Origin of the sequence: Halomonas sp. 3H, assembly GCF_024206005.1 — a bacterium.
Taxonomy (GTDB): Bacteria; Pseudomonadota; Gammaproteobacteria; order Pseudomonadales; family Halomonadaceae; genus Halomonas; species Halomonas campaniensis.
Genome location: NZ_CP100360.1, coordinates 1,016,603 through 1,031,782, shown reverse-complemented (window position 1 = coordinate 1,031,782; position 15,180 = coordinate 1,016,603). Strand labels below are relative to the sequence as shown.

General features: G+C 68.6%; 16 protein-coding genes. 3 read left to right on the top strand and 13 right to left on the bottom strand.

Annotated features, from left to right (window positions below):
- Positions 1-45 precede the first annotated feature (45 nt).
- Positions 46-819: a glutaredoxin gene (locus NFC98_RS04920; RefSeq protein WP_254277024.1), complete on the bottom strand. Its 774-nt coding sequence runs from the start codon at positions 817-819 to the stop codon at positions 46-48.
- 278 nt (positions 820-1,097) lie between these two features.
- On the opposite strand from NFC98_RS04920, the gene NFC98_RS04915 reads away from it, so the two are divergent.
- From NFC98_RS04915 to NFC98_RS04905, 3 genes are all read left to right on the top strand, one after another.
- Positions 1,098-1,415, top strand: a complete 318-nt coding sequence (locus NFC98_RS04915) for a hypothetical protein (protein ID WP_254277023.1) — start codon at positions 1,098-1,100, stop codon at positions 1,413-1,415.
- Positions 1,416-1,497: 82 nt separating this feature from the next.
- A complete protein-coding gene (locus tag NFC98_RS04910; protein ID WP_254277022.1) occupies positions 1,498-1,659 on the top strand; it encodes a hypothetical protein in 162 nt (53 codons plus the stop codon).
- Entirely contained in the window at positions 1,656-2,096 is a 441-nt protein-coding gene (locus tag NFC98_RS04905) for a DUF411 domain-containing protein (RefSeq protein WP_254277021.1), read from the top strand. The genes NFC98_RS04910 and NFC98_RS04905 overlap by 4 nt, the downstream gene beginning before the upstream one ends.
- A 108-nt stretch (positions 2,097-2,204) precedes the next feature.
- Here the strand turns inward: NFC98_RS04905 and NFC98_RS04900 are convergent, their stop codons facing one another.
- From NFC98_RS04900 to NFC98_RS04845, 12 genes are all read right to left on the bottom strand, one after another.
- Positions 2,205-3,671: a triacylglycerol lipase gene (locus NFC98_RS04900; protein WP_254277020.1), complete on the bottom strand. Its 1,467-nt coding sequence runs from the start codon at positions 3,669-3,671 to the stop codon at positions 2,205-2,207.
- A gap of 59 nt (positions 3,672-3,730) precedes the next feature.
- A complete protein-coding gene (locus NFC98_RS04895) occupies positions 3,731-4,579 on the bottom strand; it encodes a hypothetical protein (RefSeq protein ID WP_254277019.1) in 849 nt (282 codons plus the stop codon).
- A 116-nt stretch (positions 4,580-4,695) separates the two neighbouring features.
- Positions 4,696-4,830 (bottom strand): NAD-binding protein, encoded by a 135-nt coding sequence (locus tag NFC98_RS04890; RefSeq protein WP_254277018.1) that lies wholly within the window; start codon positions 4,828-4,830, stop codon positions 4,696-4,698.
- Positions 4,827-5,564: a response regulator gene (locus NFC98_RS04885; protein ID WP_254277017.1), complete on the bottom strand. Its 738-nt coding sequence runs from the start codon at positions 5,562-5,564 to the stop codon at positions 4,827-4,829. The genes NFC98_RS04890 and NFC98_RS04885 overlap by 4 nt, the downstream gene beginning before the upstream one ends.
- Entirely contained in the window at positions 5,554-7,524 is a 1,971-nt protein-coding gene (locus NFC98_RS04880) for an ATP-binding protein (protein WP_254277016.1), read from the bottom strand. Before NFC98_RS04880 ends, NFC98_RS04885 begins: the two co-directional genes overlap by 11 nt.
- A gap of 32 nt (positions 7,525-7,556) precedes the next feature.
- On the bottom strand, positions 7,557-9,047 hold the full coding sequence (gene trkI / locus NFC98_RS04875) for a Trk system potassium transporter TrkI (RefSeq protein ID WP_254277015.1): 1,491 nt from the start codon (positions 9,045-9,047) through the stop codon (positions 7,557-7,559).
- Positions 9,048-9,167: 120 nt separating this feature from the next.
- A complete protein-coding gene (locus tag NFC98_RS04870; protein WP_254277014.1) occupies positions 9,168-9,608 on the bottom strand; it encodes a YtoQ family protein in 441 nt (146 codons plus the stop codon).
- Between the two features lie 95 nt (positions 9,609-9,703).
- Entirely contained in the window at positions 9,704-11,587 is a 1,884-nt protein-coding gene (locus NFC98_RS04865) for a hypothetical protein (protein WP_254277013.1), read from the bottom strand.
- Positions 11,584-12,432 (bottom strand): MOSC domain-containing protein, encoded by an 849-nt coding sequence (locus NFC98_RS04860; protein WP_254277012.1) that lies wholly within the window; start codon positions 12,430-12,432, stop codon positions 11,584-11,586. The genes NFC98_RS04865 and NFC98_RS04860 overlap by 4 nt, the downstream gene beginning before the upstream one ends.
- Positions 12,433-12,489: 57 nt before the next feature.
- Positions 12,490-12,837 carry a hypothetical protein gene (locus tag NFC98_RS04855; protein ID WP_254277011.1) on the bottom strand — a complete coding sequence of 116 codons (348 nt, stop codon included), beginning with the start codon at positions 12,835-12,837 and terminating at the stop codon, positions 12,490-12,492.
- Positions 12,838-12,961: 124 nt separating this feature from the next.
- On the bottom strand, positions 12,962-13,795 hold the full coding sequence (locus NFC98_RS04850) for an ion transporter (RefSeq protein ID WP_254277010.1): 834 nt from the start codon (positions 13,793-13,795) through the stop codon (positions 12,962-12,964).
- A 90-nt stretch (positions 13,796-13,885) separates the two neighbouring features.
- A complete protein-coding gene (locus NFC98_RS04845; RefSeq protein ID WP_254277009.1) occupies positions 13,886-14,965 on the bottom strand; it encodes an NAD(P)-dependent alcohol dehydrogenase in 1,080 nt (359 codons plus the stop codon).
- Positions 14,966-15,180 lie beyond the last annotated feature (215 nt).

The following is a 15,180-nucleotide window of genomic DNA, read 5'->3' as shown; positions in this document are numbered from 1 at the left end:
TGAACACAGGCGTGCGATCCGTTGACTCGGTCATCCATGTTGTCATCACAGGATGAGCAGTTTCAGGGGCATCCAGATCCCCATACCCATCATGATCAGGTTCTCGGTCAGGGACACGAACCCCAGGGGGACTTTGCTGTTGCCCCCGACACAGGCGCACTTCAGCTCACGCTTTTCGATATAGACGGCCTTGAAGACCGAGATGGCACCCACCGTGCCGATGAACAGGGCCAGGGGGGCGGCGAACCATGTCATGGCGCCTGCCAGCATCAGGAGTCCGGCCAGGGTCTCGGCGTAGGGGTAGACGTAGCCGTAGCGGACATGACGCTGGGCGAGCAGGTCATAGTTGAGAAACATGGTGCTGAAACTTTCGATATCCTGCAGCTTCTGAAGTCCCAGCAGGATCATGGCGGTGGCAATCGCATACTCCGGCATGCGCAACGAGACGAGTGTGCCACTGGCCACCAAGCTCACCGCCAGACCAATCAGCAGCGAAGTCGCAAAGATGGCGATGACCGGCTGATAGGTCGTCTCCTTCTCGCCGGGCACGCTCAATCCCAGATAGGCGCGAACCTCTTCATAGCCCCCAACGCGCTCTTCGCCGATATAGACCTGGGGGGTGGTGTCGACCCCGGCCTGCTCCTGAAACGCCTCGATGGCCTCGCGCGAGGTAAGGGTGTGATCCTCTACCTCGTAGCCCTTGCGCTTGAGAAGGTCCACGGTCTTCAGGCCAAACGGGCACAGGTGCTCCTCCGTCTTCATGCGGTAGACACGAGCCGTCTCGTGCTGCGGGGAGGACGCCGAAGTGACGGTGTTCATGGGTATCAATCTCCTTGCGGTACCATAGAGATAACGCGGGGCATGCCAGGGCCAGACCCTGAGCTCGCTGGCGAACGGGGACATGCCCCTCGTCCTGCTTCCAGCCTAGAACCCTTGCGTCACCCAAGGGTCAAGGAGATGTTCGCCGAGATGGAACGCATGCGTGCGCCATGCACGACCTGACCCGGAAGCCCCTCGCCCTCCGGGTTATTGCGCCAGGTCAAGGCAACCCTTGCCACGACGCGGCATCCTGACACCATCACCCAGGAGGCATCGTCATGACTCGCCCCGTCATCGCATCAAGGCACAGCGCAGGAGGAGGCCGCCTGCTGGCCCTGCTCCTCGCGCTGCTGCTGGCGGTGACCAGCCTCTCGAGCCATGGCGCCATGGAGAGCCACCAGGCCGACTGCGGCCTCGCCGCCCCGGCGCAGCTGCTCGACGGCGACACGCCGGACGAGCCTCGCTGCGCCAGCTGCGCGGCGCTGCCACCCTCCATCGACCTGGCCACGGCCGCTCACCGCTTCCCGGCCTTCGCCCCGGCGCTGGCCGTGATCGTCCACCGTCCCCTGCCCCCCCGGCGCCCTCCCAGGGCCTGACCGAACGCCCGGCGGAACCCTCCGCCCCGAAGGCCGCGCGCCTTCCCGACCCATTCGGACCCGTTCGTCAGGAGATACTCCCATGCTTAACACCTGTCTTGCCCTGATGGGCAACCTGCCCTGGCTGGGCTGGCTGATGCCCTTGGCCATGCTCGCCCTGCTCGGCCTCGGCATCGCCGCCCTCGCCAAGTACCTGTTCTCCTCCCGCCCCACATCCCGCGACCTTCCGGAGGCCCGCTCATGAACCGCAAAGGCTCCATCCTCCTGCTCTCCGCCGCCCTGCTGCTGGGCGCCGGCACCGCCCAGGCCGCCCTGCCCGACAAGGCGACGATGTTCAAGAACCCCCAGTGCGGCTGCTGCGACGAGTACGCGCGCCAGCTCGAGGCCCGCGGGGTCACGGTGAAGATCGTCGACGACATCGAGGTGGGCAAGATCAAGCAGCGCGTCGGCCTGCCCTATGGTCTCGGCTCCTGCCACACCCTCCAGATGGGCGGCTACGCCATCGAGGGGCACGTGCCCTTCGAGGCGCTGGAGAAGCTCTTCGATGAGCGCCCCGACACCCGCGGCATCGGCCTGGCCGGCATGCCCATCGGCACCCCCGGCATGCCCGGGCCCAAGCAGGGCGACTGGGACGTCTACCAGTTCCGCGACGGCGAGGCCACGCCCTTCATGACCCTCTGAGCCTCTTCCCCAATCCGACAGGCGCGCTCGACACAGGGCACGACCGCGAGAGACGCCGCCCCCGGCCAAGGCCGGGGGCGGCGTTGTCCTTGATGCCCGGGCGACGCCTCACTGCCAGGGATCGATGCGCAGGTAGAGCCGCGCCTTGAAGCCCTTGCGGCTGGTGAGCGGCACGTAGCGGCCCTGGGCGTCCTCCCTGACCGGCCGGCCGCGCCCCTCGCCCCAGTCCTCGTCGCCGAGGATATAGCGCAGGCGCCAGCCCCCGGCATCGGCGGTGGCCAGTATCACCACCTTCTCGCGAAACAGGTTCTCGTCCGGGACCCGGCGGTTGACGAACCAGCGCCCGCCCACCTTGAACTCGGTGCTGCGCACGGCGATGTCGGCCACCAGCATCATGGTGCGCCCCTGGGTAACGGTGATCTTCGAGCTGTCCAGGTAGACCGAGAAGAGCACCGGATGGCGGGCATGATCCAGACCGGCCCGCTCGGGATGGCACATCTCGTCGTAACGACGGAAGATCGCCGAATCGTGCTCCACCCGGCGGTCGGAGAGGGCCACGGGCGGGTAGAGGCGCGGTGCTACCGTGCACTCGAAGTGGTAGCTGCCTTCGATGTCGCGACCCTCGTCGCGGGCCTGCTGCAGCGACGGGGGCAGCGGCAGGTGCTCGACCACCATGCGCCCCAGCATGCGGGCATCGCCGAACAGGAAGCGCGTCAGGTTCTGGTAGCCCGATTCGGAGTTGACCATGCCGAAGGGGCCGCTGTGCGCCAGGTAGAGGTGCACCCGCGGGGCGTCCTGGATCCAGGCACAGTCGATCTTGACCAGGCCATCGCTCTGCGAGCCCACCACGTGACGGGTGGCGTTGTAGTCGCGGTGGTTGGTGCCCACCAGGCAGAAGAAGCGCTCCGGCGGGAAGTGGCCCCCCAGGTGGTTGACCCGGCCATCCTGCGGCGTGAGCTTGAGGTACTCGGCAATGCTCCTGCGGTTGAAGTTGTTGATGTCCCACAGGCCCAGGAAGCCCGGCACGTTGAGGCCGGCCATCTCGATGCCGTCGTGGGGCGAGCCGTAGGTGAAGACCTTGTCCACACAGGCGCGAGCCTCGGCGCTGCCGGCCGCGGGGTTCTGCAGCAGGCAGCGGCACACCAGCCCGCCCATGGAGTGGGCCACCAGGTAGACCTTGAAGGAGGCCCTCGCCTCGGCATCATCGCCGCAGACTCGCTCGCGCAGCCACAGGATGCGCTCGGAGAGCGCCCGGGCCGCCTCGGGAATCGAGGGGCGCTGCCCCTCCCCCGCCTCGTCCTCGTAGTAGCGGTGGATCAGCAGGGTCTTGCGCGGCAGCCGGGCCTCGCTTACCGCCCCCTCCGCGTAGACGTCCCGATAGCCGTGGTCCTTCATCAGTCGGATCACCGGGGATTCGAAGATGAAGGTGTCGAACCGTCCGCTGGGCCCCTGGCGGACCCGGGTCGCCCCCAGGTTGAAGCCCATGTAGGGCGTGTTGACAGTGGCCTCGATCTCGCTGTCGCGCATGGCGTAGCCGCGCACGTAGATGATGGGGTGGTAGCGCTCCTGGGTCATCCTGACGCTCCTTCATGGTGGGTCATCGACGAGGACGGCAACGACGCGACGCCGCAGGTTTATCCGACGCGCGGGTCGCCGGGCAGGTAGTGACCGGTCACGAGACGGTAGGCATCCGAGGTGCGGTCGCCGGGGATGCCGTCGACGCGCAGGAAGATGCCGGGAAAGGTGCTCAACCAGCGCTGCAGGTGCTCGGCCGCCTCGGCCTCGGCCTGGCGGCGGGCGCGCCGCTTGCGGTGCGCCGGCACCAGGGGCTTGCGCTTGGACGCCTCGGCGCTGGCGGGCTCCGCCGCCACGGCCGCGTAGAGGGTGGCGGCGGGCTGGTCGGTAAAGTCGATCAGGCCACGCTCGGTCATGCGGCGCAGCAGTACCGCCGCCCCGCACTGCTTCGACACGGCACTGTCGGACCAGCGCCCGTCGGCCACGTAGCGGCCGCTGGTGTAGTGCCCCGAGAAGCTCCACAGGTAGGGGGAGAGGACGTGGGGGTGGTACATGCGGTAGCCCCAGCCGTTGTAGCGCTCCAGCTGGTAGAGGGTGCCCGCCAGGCTCCAGTCGGTGTCGGCGCCCAGCCGCTTGAGGGTCATGGCATCCTCGGCGCTCTGCTCCCAGGTGAAGGGCGGCGCGCCGCGCTTGGGCCGGCCCGCCGGCACCTGCACCGTGCGGCCGGTGAGCGGGTCGCCGTTGTGCAGGTGGCAGTCGAACCGGCAGCCCGACTCCATGTGGTGCACCACGGCCAGGAAGGCCCAGGGAATGCCGCGGCTGTGAGCCACGGCCTGGTAGCGGTCGCAGTGCTGGAGCAACCGGTCGACGCCGCGCTCCACCTCGGCGTGGCGCTGGGGCAGGGTATCGCAGCTCTCGAACAGCCGCTCATACTCGCGGCGCAGGGGATCGGTCAGTCGGATCGACATGGCAGCCTCCGGTGCGAGGACCCCATGCGCATCACCCGCCTGCCCTGGAGCCCGTGGGATTTCCCTGATCAGCGTAGACCAGGAAAGCCATCCGGTTGGCGAGGTCTGACGTTCCCCTAGAAGAAGATCAGGCCGACCTGGAACAGCCGCTCCACGTCGGTGTCCGCCACCGTGATGTCGTTCTCCTCGAGGGCCAGGTGCTCGGCCAGGGTGCCGCCGACCTGGCCGGCGCCGAGAATGATGATCTTCATGGCACGCTCTCCTCGCGTGTACCCGCTCGGGGCTCGGGTTCCGCCAGCAGCCGATAGCCCACGCCCGCCTCGGTCTGCAGCAGCTCGGGTGCCTGGGGGTCGTCGCCCAGCTTGTGGCGCAGCTTGCTGACCACGATGCGCAGGTAGTGGGTGTCGTCCGCGTGGCTGGGCCCCCAGACGTCGCGCAGCAGCTGGGTCTGGGTGACCACCCTGCCCGCCTGGTGCGCCAGGCGCTCCAGCACCGCGTACTCCTTGGGGGTGAGGTGCACGGGCTCATCCTGCAGGGTGACCCGACGGGCCCCCAGGTCGATCAGCAGCTCGCCGCAACGGTAGCGCAACCTGGCCAGGTCGTTGACGCCCGGCAGCGGGCGGCGAAGCAGCGAGCGCACCCGGGCCAGCAGCTCCTGGATGCCGAACGGCTTGGTGACGTAGTCGCTGGCGCCGCTGTCCAGCGCCCGGACCTTCTCGCCCTCCTGCTCGCGCACGGAGACCACGATGACCGGCACCGCGCTCCGGGCCCGCAGGGTCTCGAGGACGCGCTGGCCATCCAGGTCCGGCAGGCCCAGGTCGAGCAGCACCAGGTCCGGCGCCTCCTCCAGCGCCTTCCTCAGGCCCTCGGCAGCGGTCGCCGCCTCGCTCACCAGGAAGCCCTGGGAGGCCAGGCTGATCCGCAGGAAGCGACGGATCTGCGGCTCGTCGTCCACCACCAGCACCCGCCGCGATTCATTCGCCATGGGGGCTCTCCTCGGGCAGCGGCAGCTGCATCACGATGGTCGTGCCCTCCCCATGAGGGCCGGGCTCGGCGGCGATGGTCCCGCCGTGGGCACCCAGCATGCCGCGGCAGATGGCCAGGCCGAGCCCGCTGCCGTAGCGGCTGCGATCGCCATCGCCACCGGTGGTGAACATGTCGAACACCGTCTCGCGCTGCTCCGGCGGGATCCCCGGCCCCTGGTCCGTTACCCGGATCTCGAGCCGGTGCTCCGCCTCCCGCCATCGGCCCTCCAGCCGCAGCGTCCCGCCGTCGGGCGAGAAGCGCACCGCGTTGTCGATGACGTTGACCAGCGCCTGCTCGATCAGCGCCGGATGCACGTGGAGCAGCGGCAGGTCGTCGGGCCAGTCGCGCTCGACCGTCAGCCCGCCGAGCGAGGGGCCGAGGCGCTTGAGCGCCGACGCCGCCAGGTCGTCGAGGGAGACCCAGTCCCGCTCGATCTTCATGTCACCCTGCCCCAGCCGGGTCATGTCCAGCAGGTTCTGGATATAGCGGTTCAGCCGCTCGCTCTCGCTGAGAATGCCATCGAGCAGTTCGCGGCGATCCGCCGCGCCGAGCTGGGCCTCCAGGTCGCGCAGCGAACTGGCCGAGCCGATGATCGAGGCCAGCGGGGTGCGCAGGTCGTGGGACACCGACGACAGCAGGGCCGAACGCAGCCGCTCGTTCTCCTCCGAGAGGCGCGCCTCACCCAGCTCGCTGACCAGGCGGGTCCGCTCCAGCGCCATGGCGAGCTGGCTGACCACGGCATCGATCAGCGCCTCATGGTCGGGGCCGATGGCGGCGTCGCGCACGGCGAGTTCCAGCCCGAGCACGCCCAGCACGGTGTCATGCTCCACCAGCGGCAGCAGGCGCCAGCGCTGGTCGGCGAGATCCCCGGTGCCGTGCCCGCTCGGGCGGCGGTGCTGCCAGCTCCAGGTGGCCGCCGAGAGCGCACCGGCGTCGGGCGTCGAGCCGGGCGGCACCGCCTCGCGCACCACCAGGCCCGGCTGGGACGCATCGCGCTCGAGCAGCACGGCCGGCACCCTCAGCCAGCGCTCGAGCGCCGAGAGGCCGATGTCGGTGACCTGGGCGCGATCGGTGGCGGCCGCCAGGGCCCGGGAGAAACTCAGTAGGCGGTGGGTCTGCTCGCGGCTGGCGCGCAGGGCCAGCAGCCGGCGACGCCCGCTGCCGGCCTGCTGCCCCACCACCAGGGCCACCAGCAGGAAGAAGACCACGGTGAGCAGCTGGCTGTGCTCGACCATCGCCAGGGAGAAGCGCGGCTGAGTAAAGAAGAAGTTGAAGGCCAGGAAGCCGAGCACGGCGCTGAGCATCGCCGCGCGGGTCCCGGCCAGGGCCGCGCTGGCCAGCACGGCGGCAAGGAACACCAGCGAGAGGTTGGCCAGGTCCAGCCAGAAGTCGAGCCCCCAGGCCGCCGCCAGGGCCGCCAGCGTGCTCGCCAGCGCGACCAGCGGTTCGTGCAGGCGCAGGGACAGCTGCCGCCGACGCGGGCGAAAGCGCGGCCGCTTGCGGGCCTCGGCCACCACCACCAGGTCGAAGGTACCGCCACGGCGCAGCAGCTGCTCTGCCAGGGTGCGGCGCCACACCCGCCAGCCGGAGGGGCGCGAGCAGCCCACCAGCAGGGTGGCCACCTGGTGCTCACGGGCATGGTCGAGCAGCTCCGAGGCGCGATCCTGACCCTGCAGCACGCGCGTCTCGCCGCCCAGGCGCTGCACCATGGCGAAATCGCGCTCCAGCACCAGCCGCCGCTCGGCATCGTCGCGGCCGGTGTCCACGTGGATGGCCCGCCAGCGAACGCCATCGCGTTCCGCCAGGCGGTGGGCGGCACGCACCAGGGTCGCATCCTCGCTGCCGCCGCTGAGTGCCACCAGCAGGCGGGCGGATCGCGACGGCATCGCCTGGCCTTGCCCTTCGGGTGTCATGCTCATCCGGCCCTCCTCGGGTCAGGTCAGCTGGCGGCCTACTGTCGCCAGAACATCGGCGTCAGCAGCACCAGCACGGTAAGGATCTCGAGACGCCCCAGCAGCATGCCGACGCACAGCAGCCACTTCGCCGCGTCCGGCAGCGACACGAAGTTGCCGGCCGGGCCAATGGTATCGCCGAGCCCCGGGCCGACGTTGGCCACCGCCGTGGCCGCCCCCGAGAGCGCCGTCACGATATCCAGCCCCATCATCGAAAGGCCCAGGGCCAGGCCGGCAATGGTCAGGAAAAAGAAGAACGAGAAGGCCACGACGCCACGGGTGATATCGTCGGTCAGCGGCTGATTATTGTAGCGTGAGGCGAAGACCCCGCTGGCATGGATCAGGTAGCGGAGCTGGTTGCGCAGCAGGATCGCGGCCACCTGGAAGCGGAAGATCTTCATGCCGCCGCTGGTGGAGCCGCTGCAGCCTCCCACGAAGGTCAGGTAAAAGAAGGCGACGACGGCGAGCGCGCCCCAGGTCGTGTAGTCATCCGAGGCATAGCCGGTGGTGGTCACGACCGAGATCACGTTGAAGGTGACGTGGGTCAGCGCCTCGAAGGGCGGCGTGCCCCGCCACATGCGCCACCCGGTGAGCAACAGGATCACGACCACCAGCAGCAGCAGCAGCCCCCGGACCTGCTGGTCGCGCCACAGCGAGCCCCGCGAGCCCCGCAGCAGGCGGATGTAGAGCACGAACGGCAGGGCACCGGCCAGCATGAACAGGCTCGCCATCCACAGCAGGTGGGGCTGGCCGGCGTAGGCGCCGAAGGAGGCGTCGGAGTTGGCGAAGCCCCCGGTGGCCAGCGAGGTCATGGCGTGTACCACGGCATCCAGCGGCGCCATGCCACCCAGCCAGTAGGCGAGCATCGCCGTGACCGTGAAGCCGCAATAGATCCCCAGCGTCGCCTTGGCGATGCCGCCGGTGCGCGGCATCACCTTGTCCGACCAGTCCGAGGATTCCGTGTGGAAGAGGCGCATGCCGCCCACCTTGAGGAACGGCAGGATGGCCATGCCCATCACGATGATGCCGATGCCGCCCAGCCACTGCATGATGCCGCGCCACAGCTTGAGGCCGTCGGAGAGTGATTCGATGCCGACCAGCACCGTCGAGCCGGTGGTGGTGATGGCGGAGACCGACTCGAACACCGCGTTGGTGAAGGAGAGCTGCGGCGCCCCCAGCACCAGGGGCAGGCTCGCAAAACCGCTGATCGAGACCCAGCTGAGGGTGGTGAGCACGAACATCTGCCAGGGCTTGAGCTCGATCCTGACCCTCAGGGTCGCCAGCCAGGTCAGCGCCACGGCCCCCAGCACGATACCCATCGACAGGCCGAACGCCCGGGCGTCGGGCTCCTGCTCGATCAGCAGGACCGCCCACGGTATCGCCATGAACAGCGCCAGCACCAGCCACAGCACCGACATCACCTTGAGCACCGGTGCCCAGCCCTGCACCCGGCTGCCTCCCCATCGACGCGTCGTCTCTGCTGCGGCCATGCCCAGGCCCATCCCATCGGCTCAGTCAACCGCCGATGGAATCACGAGGCCAGCTAAAAAGTCCGTAAAACTTTACCGCCAGCATGCGGCCCGGATGGGGTCGCCGGGCCGGCCTCGGAATCAGGCCTCGAGCACGTAGCGCAGGATCTCGACCACCTGGTCGGTGGTGGTGCACCAGGCCTGGGCCTCGGCGTCGACCTCCTTGAGGGGGTGGACGATCTCGGCGTCGTGCAGGGTCACGTAGGGCTTGCCCAGGGCGGCGCAGTAGCCCGCGTCGAAGGCGGCGTTCCACTGCTTGTACTTGTCGCCGAAGCGCACCACCACCAGGTCGCTCTGCTCGATCAGGGTGCGGGTGCGGATGGCGTTGACCTTGGAGGACTGGTGGTCGCGCCAGAACGGGCTGGGGGTCTCGCCCAGGTGATCACCGGCGGCGTCGCTGGCGGCGTGGTCGGTCACCGGGGCGGTGAATACCACGTCGAGGCCGGCCGCCTCGGCACCGCGCCGGATCTCATCGCGCCAGTCGGTGTGGATCTCGCCGGAGAGGTAGACGTGAAAGCTCATGATGGGCTCCTGATGGGTGACGAATGGGGCCCGCCATGATAGCCCAGCAGCCACTTCATGAAAAATCATTCCATAAAGGCCTGCCAGATGGTGGATCAGCCGCTCAGGAAGGCGCGATGGACTTCGCTGCCATAGCGACGGACGATCGCCTGCTTGGTGGCATGGAAGTCGGCGACGCTGCCCTGGCGCCCCGATTTCTCCAGCGAGCGGGTGGCCAGCTCCTCGGCGATCACGTCCAGGAACAGCTCCGCCAGCAGCAGCCGGGCCGAGTCACGGAAGTGGCCGCGACCATCCACGTAGAGCTGCACCGTGGGCGCCCCGGTATTGATCAGGATCTTGCGTTCCTCGGGACTGTAGACGGCACGGTCCAGGGTCTCCTCGAGGTTGCGGAACTCGTAGCCCAGGAACATCGCCTCGCCGTGGTCCCGCGCCGGGCCGCGGCGCGGCGCATGGGGCACCCCGCCGTGGGCGTGGCGGGAGGCGTTGGGGGCGAGCACGATCTCGCACCAGGCCCAGTAGGCGCCGGCGCGCACGTTGATCTCGCCGCAGGCTCCCTCCTCCTCGCCGCTCAGGGTCCACTCCAGGCGCCCCGCCGCGTCGAGCTCGTCCACCCTCACCCGGGTGGGGGCGGCATCGATGGCAAGGGAGTCGGGCAGCGCATAGTCGATGGCGAGCTCCGCCCCCTCGGGCAGCTGCCCGCGGTCTACCAGCAGCGCCACGTGGAAGGGGTGGCCCGGCCGGCGGTAGTAGAAGGGGGTGGTGAAGCGCAGCGCGGTGTCGAGCACCGCCGCCTCGCGGGGCTCGCCGCCCGGCGGCGGCGCGAGCCCCAGGTCCTGCACCGCCGCGCGGCTCATGCGCTGCAGCAGGTGCTCGATCATGTGGTCGGTACGCTGCGAGGTGGTCGCCCGGGCCAGGTGCCTGAGCTTCTGCTGCTCGGCCAGCACGTGGGGGGCGATCAGGCGGCTGACGGCCCGGGAGAAGGCCTTGACGAAGGCGTTGCGGGGATTGAGCCCCTCCCGCTCGTCGCTGATGATCGCCTCGCCCTCGGCCAGCTTGTCGAGCAGCGCCGGGCAGCGCACGCTGCCGAACAGGTACTCGGTGCCCACCTGGTTCTCGTAGTCGAACAGCTGGCAGTCCAGGGCCGCCATGCCGGCGAGCACCACCAGTCCGTTGGTGCGATCGTCGCCGTGCAGGGTCAGCTCCGCCTCCCGGGAGCGCTTGAGGGTCAGGGTGAAGGGGACCTCCCGCTGCTGGAAGAGAAAGCTGGCGGGCTGCTCGGGGCCGAGCAGCACGACCGCGGCCGGCTCCTGGAAACGGATCCGGCCGCTCTCCTCCACCACCCGGCCGCGCCTCAGGTGCGCCAGGCTCACCACGCGCCGCTCGAGAATATCGCGCAGGTAGACGTTGTTGGCCAGCGCCTGGGCCAGGGTATGGAACTGGGTAATGGCCACCAGGGGGTTCTCCACCACGAGGGTCACCCGGGTGCCGTTGGCTGCGATGCCGAGCCGGCGGTGGTCCCCGTCGGTGGCCTCCCGGTCTCCCTCGCCGTCGTCGAAGAGGTAGCCGCCGTTGGCGTCGCGAAACAGCTCGATGCGGGTGTGCCGGGCCTCGTGCAGGGTCTCGAGCCAGCCGTGGCCGAGCCCGTAGATCGCCTGCTTGAGCCCGCGGCCGAAGAAGCCGCGCCCCTCCCCCTCGCCGCGGGAGAGCGGGCTGTGGGCCCCGCCATAGGTGAGGATGTCGGCGGCGCGGGCAAACGACATGCCCTCGGCCTGGTCGGTGACCTTGAGCAGGGCCCCGTTCTGGTGGCGCTCGTACGCGATGCGGATCTCGCCGCTCACGCCCTCGCCGGCGCGCTCGAGGCGCCCGTAGCTGTCATCGCTGTTGGTGATCAGCTCCACCAGGGCCTTCTCGACGGAGGCGAAGCGGCGGGAGTCGATGCCGATGACCCGCTGGTCGACGGGAATGGCGCCGATGGTCATGGGCGGGCCCTCGCGATGATGTCATCGCCCACCGAAAGCCTGGCGCCGGCGCCCGCCAGCACGATGGCGTTCTGGCCGAAGTAGCCCCCCGGGGCCAGGCGATTGTTCATCTCCACCAGGGTGCGCAGCGGTTCGCCGGGTACGGCAATCACGCCGCTCTGCTGGTCCACGGTGGTGATCTTGCAGCGCTGGCAGGGCTTGCGCAGACCCAGGCGCCAGGCGCCATCGGCCGCAGCCAGGGTGTCCCAGCCATCCTCGGCGAAGGGGTTGGCGTCATCGACCACCAGGCTCGGCCGGAAGCGGCTCATGGGCACCGGGTCGAGGCCCTTGGCGGCCAGGCGCCGGTTGACCTCGCCAAGTGACCCCTCACTCACCACCAGCAGCGGGTAGCCGTCGGCGAAGGCAGTGTGGGCCCGCTCGCCGGGCGCCAGGTGGTGCGGTTCCACCGGGCGGCGATGGTCGGGGGCGAAGCGCACCAGGCGCAGGCCGCTGCCCTTGACGTCGCCAAGCACCGCGCCCAGCCACTCGCGAGCCTCGGCACCCTCGTCGAGGGCATCGCAGCGGTCCTCCCAGACGTACACCGGGAGGCGGGAGCGTTCTCCCGCCTCCAGCGGCACCCGCAGCGACGACGCCTCGGGGTGCGTGAGCACCAGGGCATCGGGCTCGAGGGTCACGCGAACGCTTGCCATGGCCGGCAGCTGACGCTGGGTGACGAAGCGGCCAATATCGTCGACCACCATCCAGCGGCGATCATGGGCCAGTCCCTCGGCGGTCAACTCGGCCTCATTCAGCGCGATACCGCCCAGCGACTTGACCGGGTAGATGTTGAGCTGGGTGATCCTCACGGGCGGCTCCTGGGGCAGGACGAGAAGTGCCCCAAGCCTAGCCCAGCCGCGGGGGGATTACAGCCGGGTGGTCTCGATCACGTAGCCGATGATGGGGTAGCCGGCCTTGCGGGCGGCCTTCTCGGCTTCCAGCTGGGCCTCGATCTTGGAAATGCTGGAGGAGACATGCTCGAAGACGGTGTCCGCCTCGAGGTGCTTGGTGCGCACCGCCAGCTTCACCCGGTGACCGGTCTTCGGCGAACCGGCCGGCTTGCTGCGCGGCGCCTTGGGCGCGTCGTCGCCTGGTTCACTGGGCCATTCGGGGGGCGTGGTTGCCGCCTTGCGCCGGGTATCCTGCGCGTTGTCCATGAAGGTATTGATCTCGCGGCGCATCTGCCGCTCGAACTCGCTGAGTTCCGTTTCCATCGTGTCTCCGTCTACCTCGATGATGGCGGGAGTGTACCAGAAGTCGCGGGACTGCCATCACCTCGGCACATCCCGCCATGGTGATCAAGGTTAACCGTCGCCTCCGAGCAACGGTTCAGGTCTTTCACGACTCGGGCGATTGACGCGACAGGGCGCGAATCTCATCGCGCAGGGCGACCACTTCCTCCCGCAGCATCGACAGTTGTTTGGCACCTGCCAATTCAGCCTCGTTACTATCGGCGTCGCGGCCCACGAAGAAGGTGGCAAGCGCCGCTGTTACGTAGCCGAAGATCGCGAAGGCATAAAGCGCCAGAAAGACGCACAACACACGTCCCTCTGCCGTATGTGGCCAGTACTGAGAGCCCATCGTCGTCATGATCATGGAGGTCCACCACAGCGACTCGCTGTAGCTGTTCGGGCCACCAGGCACCTCGCTCTCGAAAGCGTACATGCCGGCCGCACCGGCAAACGTGACCAGCGTGGTGAGAGCCACGACATAACCAAAGCCTCGTCGGCTCAGGCTCGCGCCGAGCGCCTTCATCCCACGGTTCAGCGAACTGACAACGCGAACCAGCCGCAAGCCGCGCCCCGCCCTCGCCAGGCGGAGCAACCGAAACATGCGGAAAGCGCGAAACATCCGTAGCGCGGGAATCAGCAGCGAAATGGCCGTCAGCCAGTTACGCCGCAGGTAACGCCTCCTGTCCGGGGCCAGCACCAGCTTGACGGAAAAGTCGAGAATGAAGATGCCCCAGATCATCGCGCCAAGGTAATTGAATAACTGACTCTCACCCTGGATCAATTCGACAACCAGGAGCATCAACCACACGAACGCAAGGGCTATCATCGGCGTTTCCAGCCAGACCTCCAGACGATGGAGCAGCTCGTATCGCTCCTGTTTCAGCACCTCCACGTCCTCGGTCCTTGCGTCAGGATCGACGCTCTTCCCCCTGTCGCTCATGGATCATCCCCGCTCCTGCTTCACGATTCATGAAAGCTGACGCCTTGAATCATCGAGGCATCTTCCCGGCCATGCCGGTGCCATATGACCTCACGACACCTCGAGGGCGATCTTGAGCACGCCGTCACGCTGGTGTGAGAAGAGGTCGTAGGCGTCGACGATCTTCTCCAGCGGGTAGCGGTGGGTGACCATGGGGCCCAGGTCCAGCCGGCCGCTGTCGATGATCTGCATCAGCCGGCGCATGCGCTCCTTGCCGCCGGGGCAGAGCGAGGTGACGATGCGGTGGTCACCCAGGCCCGCCGAGAAGGCGTCCAGCGGGATGGTGAGGTTCTCGGAGTAGACCCCCAGGCTCGACAGGGTGCCGCCGGGCTTGATGACCCGCAGCGCCTGCTCGAAGGTCTGCTGCAGGCCCAGCGCCTCGATGGAGGCATCCACGCCGCGCCCGCCGGTGAGCTTGAGAATCTCGGCCACCACGTCCACCTGGCGGAAGTTGAGGGTCACGTCGGCGCCCATCTTCTTCGCCATCGCGAGGCGCTCGTCGACGCCGTCCACGGCGATGATCAGCCCTGCGCCGCGCAGCCGGGCACCGGCGGTGGCGCACAGCCCGATGGGGCCCTGGGCGAACACCGCCACGCTGTCGCCAATCTTGATATTCGCCGACTCGGCGCCGGCGAAGCCGGTGGACATGATGTCCGGGCACATCAGCACCTGGTCGTCGGTGAGGCCGTCGGGCACCGGCGAGAGGTTGGCCTGGGCGTCGGGGACCCGCAGGTACTCGGCCTGGGCACCGTCGATGGTGTTACCGAAGCGCCAGCCGCCCATGGGCTTGTAGCCGTGGGCGTGGTGCCCGCCGTCCTGGGCGCTGCAGCCGTCCTGGCAGGCGTAGGAGGTGAAGCTCGGGCAGATGGCGCCGGCGATCACCCGCTGCCCCTCCCGGTAGCCCTGCACGTTGGCGCCGAGCTTCTCGATCACCCCCACCGGCTCGTGGCCCACGATCAGCCCCTTCTCTACCGGGTACTCGCCCTTGAGGATGTGCACGTCGGTGCCGCAGATGGTGGTGGTGGTGACCCGGATCAGGGCGTCGTTGGGGCCGATGTCGGGGATCGGGCGGTCGTCGATCTCGATACGACCGGGCTCGACGAAGATGGCGGCTTTCATCATGGCGGGCATGGGGGACTCCTGAATGACGTGACGAGGGAAGGTGACCCCTTCAGCTATAGCAGCCGTGTGCGATTCCACCATGACGGACATCAAGGAGGGTGCCGCGGCACCATGGAGGACCGACAGCGTGCCGCCGTGTCGCCGCTACTGGCTTGGCGTGAGCGGGCGCACTTGGCGTTGTCCGCCTCGCCAAGGCAGACTGGCAGGCCAGGTATCCAACCCTT

What these genes read in the sequence shown, in the direction of transcription:
- NFC98_RS04885 (WP_254277017.1), bottom strand. Translation starts at nt 5,564, where the DNA reads ATGGCGAATGAATCGCGGCGGGTGCTGGTGGTGGACGACGAGCCGCAG.
- trkI (WP_254277015.1), bottom strand. Translation starts at nt 9,047, where the DNA reads ATGGCCGCAGCAGAGACGACGCGTCGATGGGGAGGCAGCCGGGTGCAG.
- NFC98_RS04895 (WP_254277019.1), bottom strand. Translation starts at nt 4,579, where the DNA reads ATGTCGATCCGACTGACCGATCCCCTGCGCCGCGAGTATGAGCGGCTG.
- NFC98_RS04890 (WP_254277018.1), bottom strand. Translation starts at nt 4,830, where the DNA reads ATGAAGATCATCATTCTCGGCGCCGGCCAGGTCGGCGGCACCCTGGCC.
- NFC98_RS04855 (WP_254277011.1), bottom strand. Translation starts at nt 12,837, where the DNA reads ATGGAAACGGAACTCAGCGAGTTCGAGCGGCAGATGCGCCGCGAGATC.
- NFC98_RS04850 (WP_254277010.1), bottom strand. Translation starts at nt 13,795, where the DNA reads ATGAGCGACAGGGGGAAGAGCGTCGATCCTGACGCAAGGACCGAGGAC.
- NFC98_RS04905 (WP_254277021.1), top strand. Translation starts at nt 1,656, where the DNA reads ATGAACCGCAAAGGCTCCATCCTCCTGCTCTCCGCCGCCCTGCTGCTG.
- NFC98_RS04920 (WP_254277024.1), bottom strand. Translation starts at nt 819, where the DNA reads ATGAACACCGTCACTTCGGCGTCCTCCCCGCAGCACGAGACGGCTCGT.
- NFC98_RS04880 (WP_254277016.1), bottom strand. Translation starts at nt 7,524, where the DNA reads ATGAGCATGACACCCGAAGGGCAAGGCCAGGCGATGCCGTCGCGATCC.
- NFC98_RS04865 (WP_254277013.1), bottom strand. Translation starts at nt 11,587, where the DNA reads ATGACCATCGGCGCCATTCCCGTCGACCAGCGGGTCATCGGCATCGAC.
- NFC98_RS04910 (WP_254277022.1), top strand. Translation starts at nt 1,498, where the DNA reads ATGCTTAACACCTGTCTTGCCCTGATGGGCAACCTGCCCTGGCTGGGC.
- NFC98_RS04915 (WP_254277023.1), top strand. Translation starts at nt 1,098, where the DNA reads ATGACTCGCCCCGTCATCGCATCAAGGCACAGCGCAGGAGGAGGCCGC.
- NFC98_RS04870 (WP_254277014.1), bottom strand. Translation starts at nt 9,608, where the DNA reads ATGAGCTTTCACGTCTACCTCTCCGGCGAGATCCACACCGACTGGCGC.
- NFC98_RS04845 (WP_254277009.1), bottom strand. Translation starts at nt 14,965, where the DNA reads ATGCCCGCCATGATGAAAGCCGCCATCTTCGTCGAGCCCGGTCGTATC.
- NFC98_RS04900 (WP_254277020.1), bottom strand. Translation starts at nt 3,671, where the DNA reads ATGACCCAGGAGCGCTACCACCCCATCATCTACGTGCGCGGCTACGCC.